The sequence below is a fragment of the Micromonospora sp. IBHARD003 genome (genome assembly GCF_056106285.1).
Map to the genome: position 1 here is coordinate 4003340 of NZ_JBWBBX010000001.1, position 20053 is coordinate 4023392.

Annotated in this window: 17 protein-coding genes, 2 tRNA genes and 1 pseudogene; 7 read left to right on the forward strand and 13 right to left on the reverse strand. The window is 69.0% G+C overall.

Annotated elements, in window-relative coordinates:
* Positions 1-232: 232 nt before the first annotated feature.
* The 4 genes from ACTWOL_RS17750 to ACTWOL_RS17765 all read right to left on the reverse strand — a co-directional run bounded on the left by ACTWOL_RS17750 (position 233) and on the right by ACTWOL_RS17765 (position 2711).
* Positions 233-1375 carry a PP2C family protein-serine/threonine phosphatase gene (locus tag ACTWOL_RS17750; protein WP_474297714.1) on the reverse strand — a complete coding sequence of 381 codons (1143 nt, stop codon included), beginning with the start codon at positions 1373-1375 and terminating at the stop codon, positions 233-235.
* Positions 1376-1651: 276 nt separating this feature from the next.
* A tRNA-Met gene (locus ACTWOL_RS17755) sits at positions 1652-1725 on the reverse strand.
* A gap of 206 nt (positions 1726-1931) precedes the next feature.
* The gene (locus ACTWOL_RS17760) at positions 1932-2132 is read right to left on the reverse strand and encodes a DUF5988 family protein (protein WP_474297715.1); all 201 of its coding nucleotides are present in this window, start codon (positions 2130-2132) and stop codon (positions 1932-1934) included.
* An 84-nt stretch (positions 2133-2216) separates the two neighbouring features.
* A complete protein-coding gene (locus ACTWOL_RS17765) occupies positions 2217-2711 on the reverse strand; it encodes an FBP domain-containing protein (protein ID WP_474297716.1) in 495 nt (164 codons plus the stop codon).
* Positions 2712-2804: 93 nt separating this feature from the next.
* Here ACTWOL_RS17765 and ACTWOL_RS17770 point away from each other — a divergent pair, with 93 nt between their 5' ends.
* From ACTWOL_RS17770 to ACTWOL_RS17780, 3 genes are all read left to right on the forward strand, one after another.
* Entirely contained in the window at positions 2805-3395 is a 591-nt protein-coding gene (locus tag ACTWOL_RS17770; protein ID WP_474297717.1) for a TetR/AcrR family transcriptional regulator, read from the forward strand.
* A gap of 781 nt (positions 3396-4176) precedes the next feature.
* Positions 4177-5676, forward strand: a complete 1500-nt coding sequence (locus ACTWOL_RS17775) for a right-handed parallel beta-helix repeat-containing protein (protein ID WP_474297718.1) — start codon at positions 4177-4179, stop codon at positions 5674-5676.
* Between the two features lie 351 nt (positions 5677-6027).
* Positions 6028-7287: an MFS transporter gene (locus ACTWOL_RS17780; protein ID WP_474297719.1), complete on the forward strand. Its 1260-nt coding sequence runs from the start codon at positions 6028-6030 to the stop codon at positions 7285-7287.
* A 90-nt stretch (positions 7288-7377) separates the two neighbouring features.
* Here ACTWOL_RS17780 and ACTWOL_RS17785 read toward each other — a convergent pair whose 3' ends face one another.
* Entirely contained in the window at positions 7378-7830 is a 453-nt protein-coding gene (locus ACTWOL_RS17785) for a hypothetical protein (RefSeq protein ID WP_474297720.1), read from the reverse strand.
* 47 nt (positions 7831-7877) lie between these two features.
* Positions 7878-8588, reverse strand: coding sequence for a phytanoyl-CoA dioxygenase family protein (locus ACTWOL_RS17790; RefSeq protein WP_474297721.1), 711 nt, complete (start codon positions 8586-8588; stop codon positions 7878-7880).
* Positions 8589-8927: 339 nt separating this feature from the next.
* Between ACTWOL_RS17790 and ACTWOL_RS17795 the strand changes: the two genes are divergently transcribed.
* Both ACTWOL_RS17795 and ACTWOL_RS17800 read left to right on the forward strand, forming a co-directional pair.
* Positions 8928-10190: a hypothetical protein gene (locus ACTWOL_RS17795; protein ID WP_474297722.1), complete on the forward strand. Its 1263-nt coding sequence runs from the start codon at positions 8928-8930 to the stop codon at positions 10188-10190.
* Positions 10191-10201: 11 nt separating this feature from the next.
* Positions 10202-10756 carry a GNAT family N-acetyltransferase gene (locus ACTWOL_RS17800; RefSeq protein WP_474297723.1) on the forward strand — a complete coding sequence of 185 codons (555 nt, stop codon included), beginning with the start codon at positions 10202-10204 and terminating at the stop codon, positions 10754-10756.
* Positions 10757-11224: 468 nt separating this feature from the next.
* Here ACTWOL_RS17800 and ACTWOL_RS17805 read toward each other — a convergent pair whose 3' ends face one another.
* From ACTWOL_RS17805 to ACTWOL_RS17820, 4 genes are read right to left on the reverse strand one after another with little or no spacing between them, the layout of a single operon-like run.
* The gene (locus ACTWOL_RS17805; RefSeq protein WP_474297724.1) at positions 11225-12796 is read right to left on the reverse strand and encodes a hypothetical protein; all 1572 of its coding nucleotides are present in this window, start codon (positions 12794-12796) and stop codon (positions 11225-11227) included.
* Positions 12793-13839: a bifunctional DNA primase/polymerase gene (locus ACTWOL_RS17810; protein WP_474297725.1), complete on the reverse strand. Its 1047-nt coding sequence runs from the start codon at positions 13837-13839 to the stop codon at positions 12793-12795. The genes ACTWOL_RS17805 and ACTWOL_RS17810 overlap by 4 nt, the downstream gene beginning before the upstream one ends.
* A 4-nt stretch (positions 13840-13843) precedes the next feature.
* Positions 13844-14143, reverse strand: coding sequence for a hypothetical protein (locus ACTWOL_RS17815; RefSeq protein WP_474297726.1), 300 nt, complete (start codon positions 14141-14143; stop codon positions 13844-13846).
* Positions 14140-14394 (reverse strand): DNA-binding protein, encoded by a 255-nt coding sequence (locus ACTWOL_RS17820; RefSeq protein ID WP_474297727.1) that lies wholly within the window; start codon positions 14392-14394, stop codon positions 14140-14142. The genes ACTWOL_RS17815 and ACTWOL_RS17820 overlap by 4 nt, the downstream gene beginning before the upstream one ends.
* Before the next feature lie 95 nt (positions 14395-14489).
* Between ACTWOL_RS17820 and ACTWOL_RS17825 the strand changes: the two genes are divergently transcribed.
* Together ACTWOL_RS17825 and ACTWOL_RS17830 are read left to right on the forward strand one after the other, a co-directional pair.
* Positions 14490-14993: a helix-turn-helix domain-containing protein gene (locus tag ACTWOL_RS17825; protein ID WP_474297728.1), complete on the forward strand. Its 504-nt coding sequence runs from the start codon at positions 14490-14492 to the stop codon at positions 14991-14993.
* Positions 14990-16369: pseudogene (locus tag ACTWOL_RS17830) on the forward strand (site-specific integrase); the annotation flags it as partial. The gene ACTWOL_RS17825 and the pseudogene ACTWOL_RS17830, both read left to right, overlap by 4 nt.
* Positions 16370-16625: 256 nt before the next feature.
* On the opposite strand, the gene ACTWOL_RS17835 reads toward ACTWOL_RS17830, so the two are convergent.
* The 3 genes from ACTWOL_RS17835 to ACTWOL_RS17845 all read right to left on the reverse strand — a co-directional run bounded on the left by ACTWOL_RS17835 (position 16626) and on the right by ACTWOL_RS17845 (position 19868).
* A tRNA-Lys gene (locus tag ACTWOL_RS17835) sits at positions 16626-16698 on the reverse strand.
* Positions 16699-16798: 100 nt separating this feature from the next.
* Complete coding sequence (locus tag ACTWOL_RS17840; RefSeq protein WP_474297729.1) at positions 16799-18778, reverse strand: hypothetical protein; 1980 nt, start codon at positions 18776-18778, stop codon at positions 16799-16801.
* The gene (locus ACTWOL_RS17845; protein WP_474297730.1) at positions 18699-19868 is read right to left on the reverse strand and encodes a hypothetical protein; all 1170 of its coding nucleotides are present in this window, start codon (positions 19866-19868) and stop codon (positions 18699-18701) included. Before ACTWOL_RS17845 ends, ACTWOL_RS17840 begins: the two co-directional genes overlap by 80 nt.
* Between the last annotated feature and the right edge of the window lie 185 nt (positions 19869-20053).

Consider the following 20053-nt stretch of genomic DNA (forward strand, 5'->3'; position numbering starts at 1 on the left):
TTGATCGTTAATGAATCTCAGTGGGGACAAATCAGCCGGATTGCGGGCGAGTCGTGCGACTTGACCGCCCCTCACACCTCAATGTTCACGGTTGAATTTCTGATGGCACGTCACACGTGAGGGGAAGGGCTGCGCGTCGATCACCTTCCGTACATGCATCCGTACCCGCAGGATCGGGCACGGCGCCCGGAGCACGCCCATGCGCCCACGTGCCCACGTGCCCATGAAACCCCTAGGACACCACCGGCATCGTCCGGCGCCGCGCCGGCTGCCGCACACCGGGCCGGCCGACCGCCAGCAGCGCCATGTCGTCCGTCAGGCCACCGCCGGTGTGCCGCCGCACATCGGCGACGAGCGCGTCCAGCAGCCCGTCCGGCCCGGGAAAGATACGGCCGCAGAGCCGCTCCTGCGGATCGTAGAAGGTGCCGTGCCCGTCCCGGGCTTCGGTCAGACCGTCCGTGTAGAGGAGCAGCGTCGCCCCGGGAGGAAAGGGCGCCTCGTCCGCGTGGTCCGGCCAGTGGGCGAGCTCCCCCATGCCGAGCGGCAGCGCGTTCTGGCTCGGTTCCAGCAGGTCCAGAGCCCCGTCCGCGTACAGCACGATGGGCGGCGGATGGCCCCTGTTGACCACCCGGACGCGCCCCTCGCCGTGCCGGATCTCGGCGAGTATGGCCGTGGTGAACCCCTCGACCTCGTCGAGTCCGTGCGGCCGGGCACCCTCACGCGCCAGCGCCCGCTCCAGTCGCTGGGCGACCCCCTCCAGCGCGGACTCCTCGTCGGCCACCTCGCGGAACGCCCCGAGGAGCACGGCCACCGTCTCGACCGCGTCCAGCCCTTTGCCCCGTACGTCCCCGACCACCAGCCGCACACCGAACGGCGTGTCCTGTACCGCGAACAGGTCCCCGCCGATGAACGCGTCCGCCTGCGCCGCCTCGTACCGGGCCGCGACCTGCAGGCCACCGATCCGCTCGGCGGGCGTGGGGAGGACCGCGCGCTGGGCGGCCTCGGCGATGACCCGCGCGGAGGCAAGGCGTTCACCGCTGCGGCGGAGCACCCGGTTGATGTAGAGGGCGACCACGGACACCGTGAGCACGGTCAGGACCTCGGTCGTCGCCGGCACCTGGCCCACCGTGCCGTTGTAGATGTGCAGACCGAGCACGGTCAGCACGCTGGTGACCATGGCGAGCAGGGTGCCGCGCCAGGAGTAGAAGGGGGCGGCGAGCAGCGGAGCGGCGGCGAAGAGCGGCGACGCGCGGTACGCCTCGGGCGTGAACAGATCGAAGACCACTCCGACGACGATCATCAGCCAGGGCAGCAGCATGACGAGGACACGGCCGCGGTTGCGCCGGGGTCCTTCGTCGCCTGCGTTGTATGCCACGACTGTTCTCCTGCCGGTCCGACCACGATCGCGGACGGTACCGCGCCCCACCCAGGCTGGCCGTAGCCGCGCCGCGGGGCGAGTCGCCGTCGGCCAACCGGACCAGGTCCTGGCGGAGGCGATGGTCACCGGGGGCCCTCTCGTGACCGTACCCCAGGCGGCGGCACACGGCAGCCGCTCCGGTCACCGGCTCCGTACGGCACCCGGACAGGGCCTGGACGGGCCTGGACGCACCGATGGCCCGAATCCTTCTGGATTCGGGCCATCGGCCTTGAGTAGCGGGGACAGGATTTGAACCTGCGACCTCTGGGTTATGAGCCCAGCGAGCTACCGAGCTGCTCCACCCCGCGTCGGTGAACACCACCTTACGCCATGCGGAGCAAGATCCACTCCACTTTTCCCCCCGGGTGTCGTGGAAGCCGGTACTGCCGGGCGAAAAACCCGTCCGGCGACCCGTTCGGCGACCTGGCGGCGACCCTGTCCGGCACACGTCTCCCCGGCCCCGGGCGGCGACTGCGGCGGCCGCCCCGGGCCGCGCCCGGCCGACCGGCGACGACTATTCGGCGATCTCCGTCCGCTCCCACCACTTGTACACGGTCAACCGCCCCTCCGGACTGTCCTCGTGACGCGTGGTGGCCTTGAAGTGCTCGTAGCCGCCGTGGTGCGGAATCTTCAGTTCCTGTCCGGGTGGCGTGATCGGCACGATCTTCCCCTGCAGATCGTCCGGTCCGCCCTCCAGGAGTGCCTTGGTAGCCATACCTCCAGTTTTCCCACCACAGGGCCGAACGCGCATGTCCACAGCCGGTTCGTCCCCGGCCTGGCCATCCGGACCGCGCTGCGGTCAGCCGTCCAGCGAGTCCAGGAACCCGAAGAGATTGACCCGAGTGCGTGCGATCTGCTGCTCCACCGTGAGCGACTCCTTGAGCCGCCCGCCGGGCACCGGGACCTTGATCCCCCGCACATACAGGGAGCAGTCGAGATCGGTGCACATGTACGCCCCCACCGAATTGCCCTCCCTGCCCGCCGGGCCCGCCTTGCGCGCGGTCATCAGGGAGACGCCGCCCCCGGGGTGCGTGGTCAGACACAGGGAACACATGCTGCGATGCAGATATCCGCGCTGCCGTGACGGAAAGCGCAGGGCCACTCCGACGGGCCGGTCGTCCCGCTCGGCGACGATGTAGCTGCGGTCGGGCGCCGCCGGGTCCCGCCAGCCGAGGAAGTCCAGGTCGTCCCAGGGGCGCTCGCCGAGGTCACGGGGCACGGCCAGACGCTTGGTCTCGCCCTTCGAACAGTTGACGAAGGACGCGCGGATCTCCTGCTCAGTGAGTGCCTTCATACCCGTGACGCTAGGTTTCCTAGGCCTCCTAGGCAATCGATTAAATGTCCTAGGCTGATGTGTGACGACGGAGACCAGGGACGGAGATGGTGCATGGCTCGTGCGGGGCTCAACACCGAGCGGGTGGTGAAGGCGGCGGCGGATCTGGCCGACGAGACCGGATTCGACAACGTCACGGTCTCCGCGCTGGCACGCCGCCTCGGCGTGCGGGACGCGAGCCTCTACTCCCATCTGAAGAACGCGGCGGACCTGCGCGCCCGGGTCGCACTCCTGGCCTCCCGCGAGTTCGGCGACCGCGTCACGACGGCGGTCGCGGGCCGCGCCGGCAAGGACGCACTGGCGGCATTCGCCCAGGCGTACCGCGCCTTCGCGCTGGAGCACCCGGGACGCTACGCGGCGACTCAGATCCCCCTCGGCCCGGAGGTCGTCGACGAGTCACCGGGACACCGCCGCATGATGGAAGCCACCTACGCGATGCTGCGCGCGTATCCGCTCTCCGAGCCTGATCTGACCGACGCCGTACGGCTCCTGCGCAGCGCCTTCCACGGCTACAGCAACATCGAGGCGAGCGGCGGCTTCCGGGCCGACCGCGATGTCCAGTCGTCCTGGGACCGGAACGTCGACGCGTTGCACTTCCTGCTGGAGCACTGGCCGTCGTCGCCGGACGACCGCAGCGAACCCTGATCAGGCGGCGACGGTCTGCGGGAGCTTGGCTGTTGCGCTGGCGGAGGGGGACGAACTCGATGACGGGGAAGGCGACGAACTGGGTGACCCGGAAGAACTCGCGGAAGGCGCGGGCCCGTGGCGGCGGGATTCGGTGGGGACAACTCATTGGCCTCGGCCCGCACATCGACGAATCTCTGGACCTGCCGCATCTGTTCCAGGATCTCCAGATCCTGCGCCGAGAATCCATCGCGGCTCAGGCGCACCGCCTGTTCGAGCCGGCCACTGGACCGGTACCTCGGCCCGGGAGCGGAGCCCGGGAACGCCCGAGAACGTGTCAGCCCCTGACCTCCGGCTTTCACCGCAGGTCAGGGGCTGGTCGTTCGGTAGGCCGTGTGGGACTCGAACCCACAACCAACGGATTAAAAGTCGAGGAGTCCGAGTGATCACGGGTGACTCGCCATGCCCACCCATGCCATTCCGCCTGGTCAGGCCAGGCACCGAGTCGAGTCCTGTACCGCCTGATCCCACTCCGTCCGCAGGCGTCCGGGCTCACATCGGGCTCACGCGCCTGAGGTCTGACCTGCACGTATGACCGTCACCGTTGCCGGGCAAGCGGGGCCACCTGGGCGACCGCCTGCCCGGCGAGCACCTCCTGTGTCGCCGCGGCCCGAGGTCGAGACACCCCACCTATCGCAATTATCCGATTTTCGGCTTTTTTTCTGTTTTGATGTGAGTCGCTATCACTCCTGCCCGGGTCCGCTACGTGACGGGCCGTCACACAGAAGGAGAGCTACGTCGGATGCCTAGATCACCAGGCATGATCGCGGGTGTCCCGCGTCGTGCGAAGACGGCGGCGCTCAGCCGTCACTGGAAGGCGGCCGTTCTCGCCGCGGCCGGGCTGGTCACCATGACCGGTACCACTGCCGTCGCGGGCATCACGGACGCCGAAGCGACCGAGACGAAGGCTGCCCCTACCGTGCGGGACGACGCCACGGAGACCAACAAGGGCGAGGGCGACAGGGACCACGAAGGCAAGAGGAAGCCCGCCGCCTCGAAGGGCGGCGGGGACCGGGAGTACGGCGACGGGCACGCCCACGGCGACGAGGAGCACGAGGGCAAGAAGCACCACTACGGGGATCACGACGGCGGCGAGCGGCATGTGGGGTGCGACCCGAACGCCCTGGTCGCGGCGCTCGTCGATCTGAACGAGAACCGTGGCGGGCAGCTCGTCCTGGCCAAGGACTGCACCTACGTCCTGACAGCCAGCCAGGACGGCAACGGCCTGCCGAAGATCATTCAGCCCATCTCGATCTTCGGCCAGGGTGCGACGATCGCCCGCGCCGCCAATGCGGACCAATTCCGCATCTTCGAAGTCGGCTCTGGCGGCGACCTGAAACTCGGCCACCTCACCCTCACTCGCGGCAAAGCAGCCGCCGGTCAGGACGGTGGTGGCATCGTGGTCGACTCCGCGGGACGGCTCGACCTCGACCACGTCACCCTCACCAACAACGCCGTCGACAACCTCGAGACCAGCGTCGCCGGCGGCATCTACAACCAGGGCATCACCGCGATCAGCCACAGCACCCTCAGCAAGAACTCGGGGGACGACGGCTCCGCCATCTACAACACCGGAGGCAAGCTCGAGATCACCACCTCCAAGATCACCGGCAACACCGGCGATACCAACGACGGGGACGGCACCATCCTCAACTCCGGCGGCTCCGTAAAGATCACAAAGAGCCTGCTCAGCCACAACCACACCGACGACGGCGGCGGCATCGCCAACCTCAGCGGCGTGGTCGAGGTCGAGAAGAGCGCCATCGCCCACAACTTCGCGGCGGAGGACGGCGGCGGCATCGCCCACAACGGGGGCAGTCTCTTCGTGCGCAAGAGCAGCATCAGCGACAATGTCGGGATCGAGGGCGGAGGCGGCTTGAGTCTCTTCGCGTCCGCGACGATCGAGGACAGCAAGATCATCGACAACGCCACCACCGGCAGTCTCGCTCACGGCGGCGGCATCCTTGTCGACCTGAACGACCCCGATGAGGTCGCACTCCGGGACACGAAGGTCCTAGGCAACCGGGCCGTGGGCGACGACAGCCGCGGCGGCGGCATCGAAGTCGACATCGGCAGCCACCTCACCCTCACCGACACCAAGGTGAAGGGCAACATCTCCGACGTACCCGCCGGCGGCGTCCGCAACAACGGCACGGTCGTCACCAACGGCAAGGTCCGGATCGTCGACAACGTCCCGACCAACTGCCAAGACGCCAACCCCGTCCCCGGCTGCTTCGGCTGACACACCTACCGTTCCCCCGAACGCCACGCCACCCGCTCCTGCCCCCGGCAGCCCTCCCAGGGGCAGGAGGGCGGTATGCCTGGGGAAGGTCGACGAGTCGTCTACAGCCTCATCAGCTTCCCGCCTCAGCGGCACCGCCCCTCGTACCGCCGGGGCCGTCACCGCTGCCGGGCAAGCGGGACGACCGCCTGCCCGGCGAGCACCTCTTGTACGTCGCGCTCGGTACCGGCCCTGCCGCTTTCGTGTGAGGAACGGGAGAACGTTGCTCCGGCTGGTGCCCGCGGTCCTAGGGTTGGCCGCGATTCGATCGGGCCTGCTGCTCCGATCTGCACAGCTCAGCTCGGAGGAACCATGGAACACCTGCGGCTGCTGCGACGGCGGCCCGTCCTGGTTCTGTGGCTGGCGCAGAGCCTTTCCGTCCTCGGCGATCGGCTGTACGCGCTCGCGGTCATGTGGGTCGTGTACGCCGCGACCGGATCGGCTTCCCTCATGGGGCTTGTAGCGGTGGCGGAGTCGCTGCCGTACATCGCTCTCGGGACGGTGGGCCGGCGAGTGGTTGCTCGCTTCTCCTCGTACCGCGCCCTCGCATGGGTCGACGGGGCACGTGCGGCCGTCGCGGTTGCCCTCCCGTTCCTGTGGTCCCCAGACGCGGGCGGTATCGCCGTGCTGCTTGCCGGGGTACTGCTGCTCGGGGTGCTAGGGGCTCTGTTCGATCCCAACCTCGGCGCCCTGGTTCCTGATCTCGTCGAGCCCGAGCGGGTACAGCAAATCACCGGATTGCTCGACCTCACTGGCCGTATCGCCCGTATCGCAGGCCCGGCGAGCATCGGCCTGCTGCTCCTCATCGTCTCCGAGGTCCAACTGTTCGCCCTGAACGGCGCGACGTTCGCCGTCTCCGCCGTGGCCCTGCGATGGTTGGGCCGTCGGTACGCGACGACGGCCGGTGGTGCAGCGGTAGGGCGCTCCGGGGGCAGGGCACGGTCGTCGGTACGGGCGTGGCCGCTGCTGCGTGAGCGCCCCAGGGTCGGACTGGCGATCGGCCTGCACGGCGTGGCTCTGTTCTGCTCAGCCGTTACAGCCGTCGGTATGCCCGCCCTGCTCGCCACGCGATACGGCGCAGGTGCTGCCATGTACGGACTTGCCACTGCGGCCGTTGGCGTCGGCGCCCTGCTGGGGAACCCGCTCGCGAGCAACCGCCGCTCGGGCGGCTGGCTGACCGTGTACTGCGGTGCCTGGGCCGTACAGGGCGCGGCTACCGCGGGCATGGGTCTGGTGCTCGGCATACCCTCGCTGCTACTGCTCGCCTTCGTCACGGGCGTCGTCACTCCGGCGACGAGTGTCACCCTCCGGGCGCATCTCGGCGCATTCGCCCCGGTCGAGCGGCTGCGCTTGATGTCCGTTGATCAGACGATTATCCGTACAGGCGGCACGGCCGGGATGCTGGTGCTGCCCTTGGTCGTGGATGCCGCACCCCGCATGGCGTTCGTGCTGGGGGGCGCAGCGGTGGCCGGCTGCGCGCTCTGCGCCCTGCTGATTTCCTCGCAGTTGCTGCGCCCCGATGCCCTGCCGGTGAGTACGGCACCTCAAGAGCGAGCCGTCGCTGCGGAGTAGGCGCGACAGGGGGCGCCCGCCAAGACGGGCACTGGCCCCCGCCACGGAGTGCGTGGCGGGGGCCAGGGTTCTACTGGTGAGCCTGAGCGGCTACGCCGCCGACGCCTCCGGCTTCCACTCGGCCGCGTCGAGCGCGAGCCAGTGCTCGACGGTCACGTTCTCGAACGGCACACCGATCTCCTTGTAGATCCGGGTGTGCATGGCGCCGAACCAGGCGCCTCGGCGGTCGTCGAAGAACGCGCGGTCGTACCAGGCGACCCCCAGCAGGACCGTGCCGCCGCCGTTCTCGTTGTCCGGGTCGGCCTCGAAGTACGTGCACTCCCAGTCCCAGAGCATCTGCTCGTCGGGGCGAGAGCGCAGGCGCTCGTCGCTGGCGCGCAGGTGCTCGATGCACCGTTCAACGGTCGCGGCGTCGGGGCAGTAGTAGCGGCAGTCGCTGAACGCTACAACCTGCTTGCTGCCGCGCCGCGCGGGGTCGACGTCCTCGCCGGTGAGCACCCGGACGCGGGTGATCGGCGGGGCGCTGGTTTCGAGGATGGTCACAGTGGTTCTCCTCTGTCTGTCGATGGTGCGCCGTGGATGGTGCGCGATCACCAGCCCGACCCGGTGAGCGGGTACAGGCTGGGGCTGTGGGAGTCGCTCGACCGGATGGCACCGGGAGCGACGTAGCGGACGTTCAAGCCGATGCGGGTACCGGCCGTCGTATTGCTGTCCGAGCGGTGGAGTAGCCGGACGTCCATCAGGCACCCTTGACCTGCGTTGAGGGGAAGCCATACCCCTTGGTCGTGGGCGTCGTTGGGCATCCCCTGCGTGCTGAGCGCCCTCCCGCGGCGAGCGTTGCTCTCCTCGCGGTCGTTGGTGAGGTATCCGGCTGTGTGTGAGCCGGGAATCACCTGCAAGCAGCCGTTGGCGGTGGTCGCGTCCGTAACGGCCAGCCAGGCAGCGACGGACTTCTCAGGGTCGAGCTGCATCCGTCTGTTGGTGCCGTCCTGGTGCCAAGGCACGGAAAAATCGCGACCGGGCCACTTGATCATCAGAAAGGTGTTCTCGACGGCGACCGCCTCGCCGATCAGTTGCTGAACGGCGACCAGCAGACCAGGAGAGCGCACCGCGTGCGCGGCCCATTCGGAGCGCAGGTGTGCGTCGAGCACGACCTCGGTTCGGTCCGCCCGATGCTCGGCGATGATCTCGGCTGCGCGAGCGCGGGCACGTCCGTTGGTGTTCCATTCCAGCCCGGTCCGGAACCCACTTGGGTCGAGCGGACTCGGTCCGGCGTACCTGATGGTGGGGCTCTGGCTCATCGGGCTCCACCCTTCGGTTCGCAGCGGGTGCACTGGCAGGGCGGAAACGCGACGGGGTTCGTAGGCGGGCTGTCCCGGACCCCGGGCCTGACGACGACCTCTGCACGCTCTTGGACGATCTGCCCTGTCCGGCCGTTGATGTTGTACACACGAATGGTCATGGGCATGCGCTCTCCCGCTGCTCAGGGGCGTTGTAGATCCGGTGTGCTACCAGTCCACCGTCTGAAGGAGCCTCATGGGTCGCCAAGTAGCGGACGTTTAGGCGGACGTTTTCGCCTCGACAGCGAGGGTCAGATCACTACCGTGGGAGCACATTCCGCAGCGGCGAGGGGGCAGCGCATGGCGGGACAGGTGACGGGTGGGCTGGCGCGGTTACGTCAGACCGCCGGGCACACGCAGGCATCATTCGTCGAGGCGTTCCGGAAGGAAGCCGACCGCCTCGGCGTCGCTGCCGCGGTGAGCGTCCGGCAACTGCGACGGTGGGAGAGTGAGACACCGCCGCCATTGCCACATCCGGGCCAGCAAGCAGTACTTGAGGCCATGTTCGGTATGCCGCTTGCCGAGATGGGATTCGTCGTCCCCGGTCATCGGGTGACTGTAGCGGCGCCGATCAGCGACGCTGGAGAGGTGAAGAGGAGAACGTTCGTCGCAGACGCGGGCGCCCTCGCTGCCGCGACCCTGCTACCTGCCGCGTCGGGGCCTCGCATCGGCACGACCGATCTCGGGCGGCTGAGAGAGCGGCTCGACGGGCTCTACCAGACGGATCACACCGTGGGCAGTGTGCCGGCGAGCACGCAGGCTGAGCGCATTGAAGCGGAGATCACGCGCGCCCTGGGCAGTGCCTCGTACACCTCCCGTGTTGGCCGGGAGCTACAGACGATGCTCGCCGAGTTGCACGGGCACCGGGCCTGGTACGGCTATGACGGCGGGCGCGTCGCCGAGGGCCGCGGCGCCTGTATGGAAGCGCTCGCCGTGGCGCAGCTTGTCGACAACCCGCTGCTACAGGTCTCCGTGCTGGAGACCCTGGTACTACTCGCGGTCAAGGCCGGCCGGTCATGGGAGGCCGCGAGCGCCGTGGAGAACGCTTACCGCCTCGCGACCCGAGCCGGGGCAGGTGCGACCGTTCACCTCGTGATCGCGCTCCGCGATGCCAATGTCGCCACGCACGCCGGAGACCTGTTGGGCGCCCGCCGCGCCCTGACCCGCGCGGTTCGCTACCAGGGGCGCGTGGACTCCGACGCGGACGTGCCCAACTGGGCCAAGTTCGTAGGGCCGTTCGAGGTCGACTACGCCACGGCGGACATGTACGTACGGGCAGATCAGCCCAAACGCGCCGTACCGTTCCTCCGCGCGGCCGTGCGCGGCATCGGCGGCGGGCTCGCCCGTAACAGCGCCTCGTACCGCGTCAAGCTCGCCGGTGCTCTCCTCGCCGCGGGAGAGGTCGACGAGGCATGCGCCGAGGTGGGCGGCGTATTGGATACCTGGGGCGGCATCACGTCGCCCCGCCTGCTGGGCAAGGTGCACGATTTCAAACGGACGGTCGGGGAAGTCGACAGCCCAACGGCCCGCGAATGCGTGGCACGTATCCGCGAAACCGTGTGAGAGGGGCCCGGATGAGTCCGACAGCACAGGTCAGCGTCGAGCAGTTCGACGGGCCGACCGCCGCCAAGGCCGAGGAAGCGTTCCGTCTGGTCTACGCCGAGGCGTTCGCCGACCCTCCCTACGACGAGACCGAGACCGACGTCGCAGCCGCGTTCCGCCGCTTCCGCTCACAGACCCGCAAGGCCACCTTTCGCGGCGCCCTGGCAAGCGCCTTGGACGGCGAGGCTGTCGGCATGGCGTACGGCTATCCCCTCGGCCCGCAGACAGGCTGGTGGGACCAACTGACCGTGCCCGTACCCGAGGAGATACGCCACGAGGACGGCCGGCGGACGTTCGGCCTAATGGAACTTGCCGTACGCGTCGCCTGGCGCAGGCAGGGCATCGCCCGCCGCCTGCACGACGCCTTGCTCGACGGCACCGAGGCAGAGCGGGTGCTGCTCAACGTCCACCCGGACAGCAAGGCGGCGGTGGCCGCGTACCGGGCATGGGGGTACCGGAAGGTCGGCGAGGCGCGCCCGTGGGCTGGCGCCAGCCTGCACGACGTGATGCTGCTCGACCTGCGCTGAACCGGTCGCGACGTCCTCGGCCACGCCCTTGTGCGCGTGGCGGTCGGTATCCGGATGAGCACGTTCGGAAGCCTTGGCAGGACTGTCCGCCGCCCTGTCAGTGGGGCGCGGTATTCGCGCGCGCCCGCGCGCAAGGTCGCGACCGGTCGCAGGGCGGCATTCCAGCGTGTAGAGGGGGACGGTTGGGACGCGGGGGACGCTGTTTCCGGGTTCCTCTCTACCTCTCTCTTCACCTTGATGACGTGGACAGAGGGATGGGGGGTTGGAGGCGTCCCCAGCGTCCCCTTGACGGGGGAGCCTCGCCGCTTCGGTGTGGGTAGGGGTGTCGTGGGGGGGACGACGTAGGGCGTGGGGTGCGTCCCCCCGCGGTCCCCTTGCGTCCTCTGGGCGTCCCTCGCGTCCCCTGGACGCAGGAGCGCCCCGGGCGGCGGGGTGCCGTGCCGGGGCGCGTTGAGGGCGTGGGGCGGTTCATGAGGGTGGGGCGTAGGTGACGGCCCACACCTTGCCGTTCTTGTTGCTGCCGGAGGTCCGGGCTAGGTGGATGCCGCGTGCTCGGAGTGCGGGAGCGACCTGGCGGATACGGGCGCTGAGGACTGCGGGCGTCTTCGGCCAGCCATCGGCAATGCCGCGTCCGTCGCTGCCGAGTTGCCGGTGAAGCTCGGCCATGGTCCCCTGCCAGCCCGCGGGCGGGAAGGCGTATGAGGCGGTCCATTCACGCAGGGCTGCGGCGACGGGGTGTCCGTCGAGCACAGCGTCGTTCAGTGCGTCCTGCGCTCCGGTGAACGCGTCGAGGCTGTGCCATCCGGTGACGCGGTCGAGGGCGTGTAGCAGTTCGGCGAAGTCGGCGAGCCGCGGGCGCTCGGTCAACTCGGCAGCCGCGCGTGGGAGGTCGGCCCACACTTCGGCGGCGAGGTCGAGCAGCGCGCAGAGGATTCGCGGGTGCGCTTGTTCGTAGGCGGCCCACAGGGCGCTCGCGGTGCGTCGTTTGTGCCGTGGGATGGGTTGGAGTTCAAGCGGCATCATGCGTTCGGCGAGGTCGTTGCGGACCGCGCCGAGGTCAATACCGGTGAGCAGTACGGGCCGCTGGTAGGTCAAGACGTTTACGTCGTCGTCGGTGTAGAGGGCGCGGGTTACCTGCGCGTCGCCGGTGACGATGCGGCACAGGGCGTCGGAGAGCCATCCGGGCATGCCGGAGAGGTTGTCGAGGGCGAGGATCCAGCCGGCTGCGGTGGTCGGGCCGAGGTCGCGCAGGGTCTCGGGGGCTTGGCGCAGGGGAGCGCGGGCGCCCTCGATGACCCCGGAGAGCATCTGTCCCGACGTGCTCTTGCCCGTGCCCTGCTCGCCGGTGAGGTAGGCGATGGGCCGGGGGATGCTCGGGCGCAGTGCGGCGAGCAGCCAGCCGATGGCGAGCGGCAGCGTCTCAGCTGTGAACGGCAGCAGCTCGGCGAACTCGTCGATACCGGCGCGCCAGCCACCCGGGCCCTGGTCGGGGCGCGGCAGGGGGCGAATCAGCTTGGTACGGCGCCAGACCGGCCCGGTCTCGGGGTCGGGGTGAGTGAGCGTCCATCCGTCAGGGGCGAGGCGTACGGACTCGCCATCGGCTCGGCCGAGGTCGAGCCATGTCACGGTGGGGTCGTCGGGGTCGGCTGCAATGCGCAGGGGCAGTTCACCCTCGGGTGCGTGCATGGCGAGCGCGTCGAGGGCGGCGAGGGCGTCGGCGAGCGCGGACTGCGAAGGGGTGCGGTCGTGCTCAGCCACGTACGCACGGATGAGGTGCTGTCGCAGGCTGCCCGTGCCGCTGTGGGCGGTGGCACGCAGCGGCACGCCGACGGGCGGACCGTCGTACGGCACCGCGTACGGGGAGCCGTTGTGATGCAGGTACCGGAACCGGTTCTGTCCAAGTACACGAAGGACCTCGGCCTGCGGGGGCTGTCGTTCCTGCTTCGGGACATGCGGCGGCACTGCGCCCGGTTCCTGCCTTGGGAAGGGGACGATGGAGCGCGCGGCGGCGGACGGGTCGAAGGTTAGGGCCTGGGTCATGCGGCGACTCCGGTCAGTGCGCGCGGGTGCCGCTCGCCCGCGGCGAGGCCCGAGCGGATCGCGGTCTCGGCCTCGCGGTCGGGCAGTCCTACGTGCCGAGCGGCGTCGGCGAGGACCTCGGCGACCTGGGCGCGGTCGAGCCGACCCGCCTCGCACAGGGTGCCGAGGGCGAACGCGGCGCGGTTGAGCGTGTGGTTGCGCGTGCCGGGCTGCGCCTCAGCGACGGCGCGCAACTCGGCCTCGACAGCGGCGGCCACATACCCGCTGCCCACGCTGCGGGAGCGCCAGGGCAGGGCGACACGAGGCCGCTCGGGACGTACGCGGTGCCCGGTGCGGTCGAGATCACGGGCGAGCCACACGGGCAGTTCGGCGACCGTGCGGCAGTCGCCGAGCGCGGTGTACGTGCCGGAGCGGATGACCGTGCCCGGCGCCACCGCGTACGACACTCCCGCGCGTACGTCGAGCTGCCACCCGAGCGCCCCCGCTTGCGGACGCCATGTCGTTCCGGCCGGAGCACGGAACCAGTAGTGCAGCCCCCCGGACGGGGTGCGGACGGTGAGCGTTTCCGGAGCGCAGCCGGGCAGCGTGGCGCGGCGTACCTCCACCAGCAGCGCGAGCACATCACGACCGTCGAGGATGCTGCCCGCGGCGACGTCGTCGGGCAGTTCGACGCCGGGGAGCAGTCGCTCGGGCTCGGTCGGCACCTCCCCTCCATGGCAATCAACGTCGAGGATCACCAGGCCGGACGGGCCCGCGGCCACCCCGACGCCGGCCGCGGGGGTACGGCCCCACCATGCGGCGATGCGGTCGGCATCAATCGTGGCGGCGAGCACCCCGTGACAGGGGCGCCCCTCCGCGTGGCATGGGCAAGCGCGCCCGTCATGCTCGGTGTACGCGGGGTTGGGACGCTCGGCAGTGCCGGGCGAGCACCGGGCGCACCCGCGTACGGGCACTTTCAGCCCCGGTGCGAGCGGGTGCACCGCGTATCCCTGCGCAGCCAGCCACAGGGCAACGCGAAACGGGTCTGGGGTCGGGGCAGTCAAACTCTCACCGCCCCAGCAACGCGGCGAGCAGACGCACGACGCTGGCGAGCCCGTGCGGATCGGTGCCGTGCACCTGATAACCCGCGGAGCGTGCCAGGACAGCGGCCAGTGTCCGAGCAGTGTGATCGTCGATATCCCGGGCGCCCCCGATGAAGAGGCGCGCACGGAAGCCGTCGGGCGTCGGGGTCAGACCACCCAGCTCCCGAGTGGCGTCAGGGAGCACCGCCCACCCATGCGAGACGGGCAGGCGGTAGCTCATCGTCGGCAAGGAAGCCGGGCGGCGGATGCGGTCTCCGTTGCTCACGCCGCGCCCGCCTCGGCCTGCGCGTCGCTCTGGAAGCCGAGGAAGCGCAGCAGGTCGTACCGAGTCACGCGGTACTGCCGCCCGAGGCGGAGGACTCGCACCGGGTACTCGTCGTTCTTCGCCATGGCGTACCCAGTGGTTCGGCCGAGCGCCAAGGCTCGGTTGGCCGTGTCGAGGTCGAAGCTGACCGGCAGGGCCATCAGCTCGGCTGCCGTCATTCCCTTGGCGCTCTGGTCGTCGAGCACGCTCATTACATCCTCCAGAAGGTTGAGCGATCTATCCCCTCCGAGCATGATCCCCTGGATTGCCTGGTGTCAACCCCACCCAGGGTGTAGCGTTCATTCCCGTGGAGAATGAACAGGGTCAGCCGGAAAAGACTGCCTGGAGCTACGGCTACGAACCCGAGAAGGCGTTGGGCGAGGCTGTGCGTGAACTCCGCACAGCGCGCGGCCTATCCCAAGAGGACGTGGCGACGATGATGAGCCGCAGTGGGTTCTCGTGGCGTCAGACCACCGTCGCCAAGACCGAGGCCGGCTCACGCCCCGTACGAGTCAACGAGGCTGCTGCGCTGGCCCTGTGCTTCGGAACCTCCGTCAACGAGCTGCTCGGCAACCAGGCAGAGACCACGGAACAGTCCTTGATCGAATCGACCTACCGCGTCGCGTACTCCCTGCACATGAGCACGCGGTTGCGCGCTGAGGAAGCGCTACGGCGCAAGAAAGCCGCGGAACGGGAGTACGAGGAATCCCTCGCTCAGCTCCGCGAGACACAGAAGTCCTACGAAGAAGCCAGTCGGGCGTTCAGTGAGGCATTCCTCGACCCGCTCGACGAGGGGGAGGAGAAGGGTTGACCGGCTCAACCTTCAAGCGGTGCGCCTGCCGCAACCCGGAGACGGGCAAGCAGTACGGGCAGTCGTGCCCCAAACTCACACAGAAGCGCCACGGCCTGTGGAACGTCCGTCAAGAGCTGCCGAACGACCGGGACGGAAAGCGCCGAACCTTCCGCCGCTCCGGATACGCCACGAAGAACGAGGCGCAGGGCGACCTCGACAAGCTGCGCGCGCTGCTCGGAATCCCCGGTGAAGACGACCTGGACGGCCGCCTCCTCATCGGTGACCTGCTCGAAACGGTCGCTTCCAAGAAGGAGGCCATACCCGACTATGAGGAGACCCAACGCCGGTTCCGCACCGGCCAGTCCCTCGCTGCCCGCCTGACGGTCGGCGACTGGCTAGACCAGTGGCTCGCCGGCAAGCGGCGACGCGACTCCACCCTCGACGGATACGAATCGCACATCCGTCTCCACTTGAAGCCACACATCGGACAGCACCGCCTAGACCGGCTCAACGTGGGGCATTTGGTCGAGCTGTTCGACGCGATCGAGGAGCACAACGAGGAGATCCTCGCCGAGAACGCCAACCGGCGGGCGCAGATCGCCCTGAGCAAGCCGACCACATCCGGGCGCCCCCTTCCCGCCGAACGCGCGCGGATCGCCGCGGAGCGCGCCAAGCTCGCCGAGATGAAGCCGTTCCGGAAGGTCACTGGCGCCGCAACCCGACAGCGCATCCGGGCGACGCTTCGCGCTGCCCTCAATGACGCCATCGCTCAGCAGCTCATCACGTTCAATCCGGCGTCACACGTCGAACTGGAGACCGGGAAGCGACCCAAGGCGCTCGTATGGACGGACGAGCGAAGGGCCCAGTGGAGGCGAACGGGAGACAAACCGTCGCCCGTCATGGTCTGGACTCCCGAGCAGACAGGCGCCTTCCTCGACCGCGCGTCGAAGCACCGCCTCTATGCCCTGTTCCATCTGATCGCTTTCCGCGGCCTGCGCCGTGGCGAGGCATGCGGCCAGCAGTGGACGGACACCGACCTCGGGGCCGGGCACCTCACGATCACCACGCAGCTCGTACAGCGCGGCTGGAAGGTAGAGGAGTCCGCGCCCAAGACGGACAGTGGCGAACGCGTCGTCGCCCTCGACTCCGAGACCGTGAAGGTGCTCAAGAAGCACCGCAAGCGCCAGATGCAGGAGCGCCTCACCTGGGGCGAGGCATACGTCGACACCGGCCGCGTGTTCACGCAGAAGAACGGCGAGTGGCTCCACCCGGCATGGGTGACAGACCAGTTCCGGCGGCTGGCTGCCGAGGCTGGCCTTCCTCCGATCCGGCTGCACGATCTGCGCCACGGCGCGGCGACGCTTGCACTGGCGGCCGGCGCGGAGATGAAGGTCGTGCAGGAGATGCTCGGCCACTCCTCCATCACGATCACTTCGGACACGTACACCAGCGTCCTTCCCGAGGTGGCGCGCAAGGCCGCCGAGGCAGCCGTGAGGCTGGTGCCGCGGCAGGCTACTCGTACCGCCGGGCTCACATCGGGCTCACATCAGGCCAACGGCCGCCCTCGAAACAGCAAAGCGCCCCAGCCGAAACACTCGGATGAGGCGCTAAGGCGCAGGTCAGGTGGCATATCCCCGTCCCCGCGTGCGGTAGGCCGTGTGGGACTCGAACCCACAACCAACGGATTAAAAGTCCGCTGCTCTGCCAATTGAGCTAACGGCCCTCGACGCGTCATCCATGAGCATAGCCGGACGTGGCCGGTGAGCCGATCGGGTATTGGCTCACCGGCCACGTCACCCGACGCAGCACGCCCGTAAGGGGCTCTAGGAGAGGCCCTTCATCGACGCCCAGCCGACACCGATCTGCGCCGCCGCCTCGAAAGTGCCGTTGCCGTCGCCCGAAAGGCGGAAGAGGGCGCCGGCCCGGTCGCGGGCGATCAGGTCGGGACGGGCATCGCCGGTCACGTCGCCGACACCGACGATCGAGGTGTACGAACCGCCCCAGCCCGAGAGGATCTTCACCGCCCGCCGGAAGCCGCCGGTGTCCGCGCCGTCGTAGCGGTAGACCGTGCCGTCGCTCTTGCGCGCGATCAGATCACCGGCGCCGTCGACGTTCAGGTCGCCCACACCCACGATGTGGGTGAAGGACGACCACCCGGAGCCGAGCTTCACCGCGCTCGCGACCGTGCCGCCGCTGCGCCCGGCGAAGAGGTACAGCACGTTCCCGTTCCGTCCGATGAGGTCGTCGCGCCCGTCGCCCGTCAAGTCACCGGGGGATGTGAGCACGTCGAACCCGCCGAAACCGCTGCCGGCCTTGGTGTACGGGACCGAAGGCGTCAGGGCCTGTCCGCAGGCCGGCTTGTAGGCGCGCAGTTCGCCACCGGGCATCCGGACGAGCACGTCGTTGCAGTTGTCGCCGCTCACGTCGCCGAACGGCACCGCGCTGACCCCGGCGGGCCAGCCCGCCCCCGAGGTCTTCCCTGAGACCCGGCCCGTGCCCGTGCCGTGCCAGAAGTCGAAGGAACCGGAAGACGTGAGGGCGAGCAGGTCACCGTTGCCGTCCGGGAGGGTGGCAGCGCCCGCGTGATCGTGACGCTGAACGGGATGACCGGTCACCGCAAGGACGCCCGTTGCCGTGGCGACGCCCTGGCCGTCGGCGGGGCGAACCGTAAGCGTCCAGGTGTACGCGCCATCAGGGGCCTTGCCGCCGGACGACATTCTGCCGTTCCACGTGGTGCTGACCGAGTACTTGGTCGCGCCGCCGCTCCACGCGGCCACGGTGCGACCCGTGGTCTTGTGCCGTACTACGACGTCCCAGGAAGCGGCCGGCCTGGTCAGCCACCATTCGGCACGCCAGTCCACGGGCGTCCCGTCCCCGTCCACGCCCGGCGTCGTGGAACTGTAGAGAACGGCGAGGGGCGACGCTGGCATGCCGAAGTGCCGCACGTGGACACCGTCCCGTGCCGTGTACGCCAGCTGCCCGGAGCGGCGGTCGAGCGAGACGATGCCTGCCGAATCGGCGACATGCTGCGCCACTGCGGTCCCGCTGCGAACGTCAAGGACGTCCAGCGCACGGTTGCCACCGCCGATGGCAACGAACCCGTCGCCCAGTTGCGCCGGACCGAAGTCCGCGAGCGGCACGTTTCGCCGGTTCACCAAGTCGTAGACACCGGCCGCGTAATAGGGCGCGGTGGAGATGCTGCACTTCCAGTACACCCATCGACCGACCGCCTGTAGATCGGCAGTGTCATCGCAGCCGGCCCCAGGGCTGATGGAGATCAACGGCTTCCCGGTATGTACGTCCTTCGCCGTGTACGTCCCAGGCAGCGGGATCGTCCAGAGAGTCGTACCCCAGATGGCAGACGCCGTGGACGGCTCCTTACGGATCACCTTGCCGGTGTCGATGTCGACAACCCGGAATTCCCAGCCGGGTTGCGCCGACTGGCCTTGGACCAGCACCAGGTTGTCGGAAGCTCCGCGGACCCACATCTTCGGGGACCGCGAGTCCTGTAGACCGACCTCGACGGGAGCTCCTGGGAAATCTTCGCCCGGCTCCACCACACGCAGCCGGCCCGGCCAGCTGTCCGACGAGAGCTCGTCCCGGTACACCAGGCGTCCATCACCGGTCGGACGGATCTCCGGGCACTCCACGTCTCCCCAGCACTTGTTGTACGGAGACAGAAGACCACCGCGCCGACGGAGCTCTCCGTATCCGGGATCGCCCTCAGTGATCTCCCGCTCGTGGAACGACGTGGCCCGGTCCCCGTATTCGAGTGTCAGGAGCCTGCCCTGATCCATCACCATGCGCTGGATACCCGTGGGTACCGCGGGAATTCCGAGCACTCGCGTCACACGCGGGGGCCCCGCCCACATCCGCGGTGATCGCATTGATGCCGTAGTCCGCTGCCGACGACCCACCCACGACCATCACACCGCCGTCGGGGTGGACGGCCACCCGCGTCGTACCCCGAGCGATGAGTGTGCGCTCCTGTGAGCCGTCGAGGGGAACGGCGACGATCCTGTACTGCGATGCCCCGGACGTCTTCGGGCCGAACTGCGAGTCGTACCTGCCGAGGATCAGCGAATCGCCGACGACGCCCAGGATGTACGCGTCTTTCAGGTCGACCTTCAGCTCCAGGGCCGGGGAGTCGAACTTCCCCAGCTCATGGACACGGACAGCGCTCCCGCCCACGGGGGTCACCAGGTGATGGGCCGTCACCACGGAGTTCACGTATGCCGCCCCGGGCGGCAGGAGCTCGGCTGTCGCCGACCTGATATCGACCCAGGCGTATCGGGTCGTTGCCTCACCGGGAATGGTCACCGAGCGCAGGAATCCATTCGCCCCGTTCCTGGGGGTCGGCCACTCCATGGTGCTGCCGGCGGGGAGTCCCGTCACGAGACGGTCGACCAAAGCCCCGTTCTCGATCCGCAGGAGATGATCTTCGGTCCAGCTGCTCCCACCGGCGCTGCCCCCGGCGCGCGTCACGACGGTGTCACCGATGGTCGACCGGTAACGCTGGCCCTCCGGGATCGTGATCACGGACGCCGCCCCGGTGGCCATGTCCTGCAACCGCACGTCCCGACTGCTGCCCGTCGGTGGAACCGCGACGACATCCGATGCGGTTCCGTACCACTCCACGGGGTCCACCGACCCCTCGCCCTTGCCGCCTTCGATCCGCCGAGTGGAGCCGTCCCACGTCGTCCATTCCAGACCGAAGTAGTCCGAAGCCGTGTCGAGATGCAGAAAACCGGAAGGGCCGGCGCTCATCACAGAGCCGTAGCCGGGCGTGGTTTGCATCGTGCGAGGCACGACGATCTCGCTCGCGTCCACGGCATGTGCGGGCGGCGCACCCGGCACGCCGAGCGCGGCAGCAAGGGCGACGGAGGCACCCAATGTGACAGTGACAGGTCTCGCGGCCCGGACGCGACGGAACACACGATGGGTCAACTGAGCCCTCCCCAGAACTCCAGAAGACGGATGGGGCGAGCGGCAGAAACACCGGTCTGGCGATGAATTCGAGCCAAGCCCCCCTTGGCCGCTCCCCACCCAAAAGTATGCAGAGCATAACAGCGGCCCCA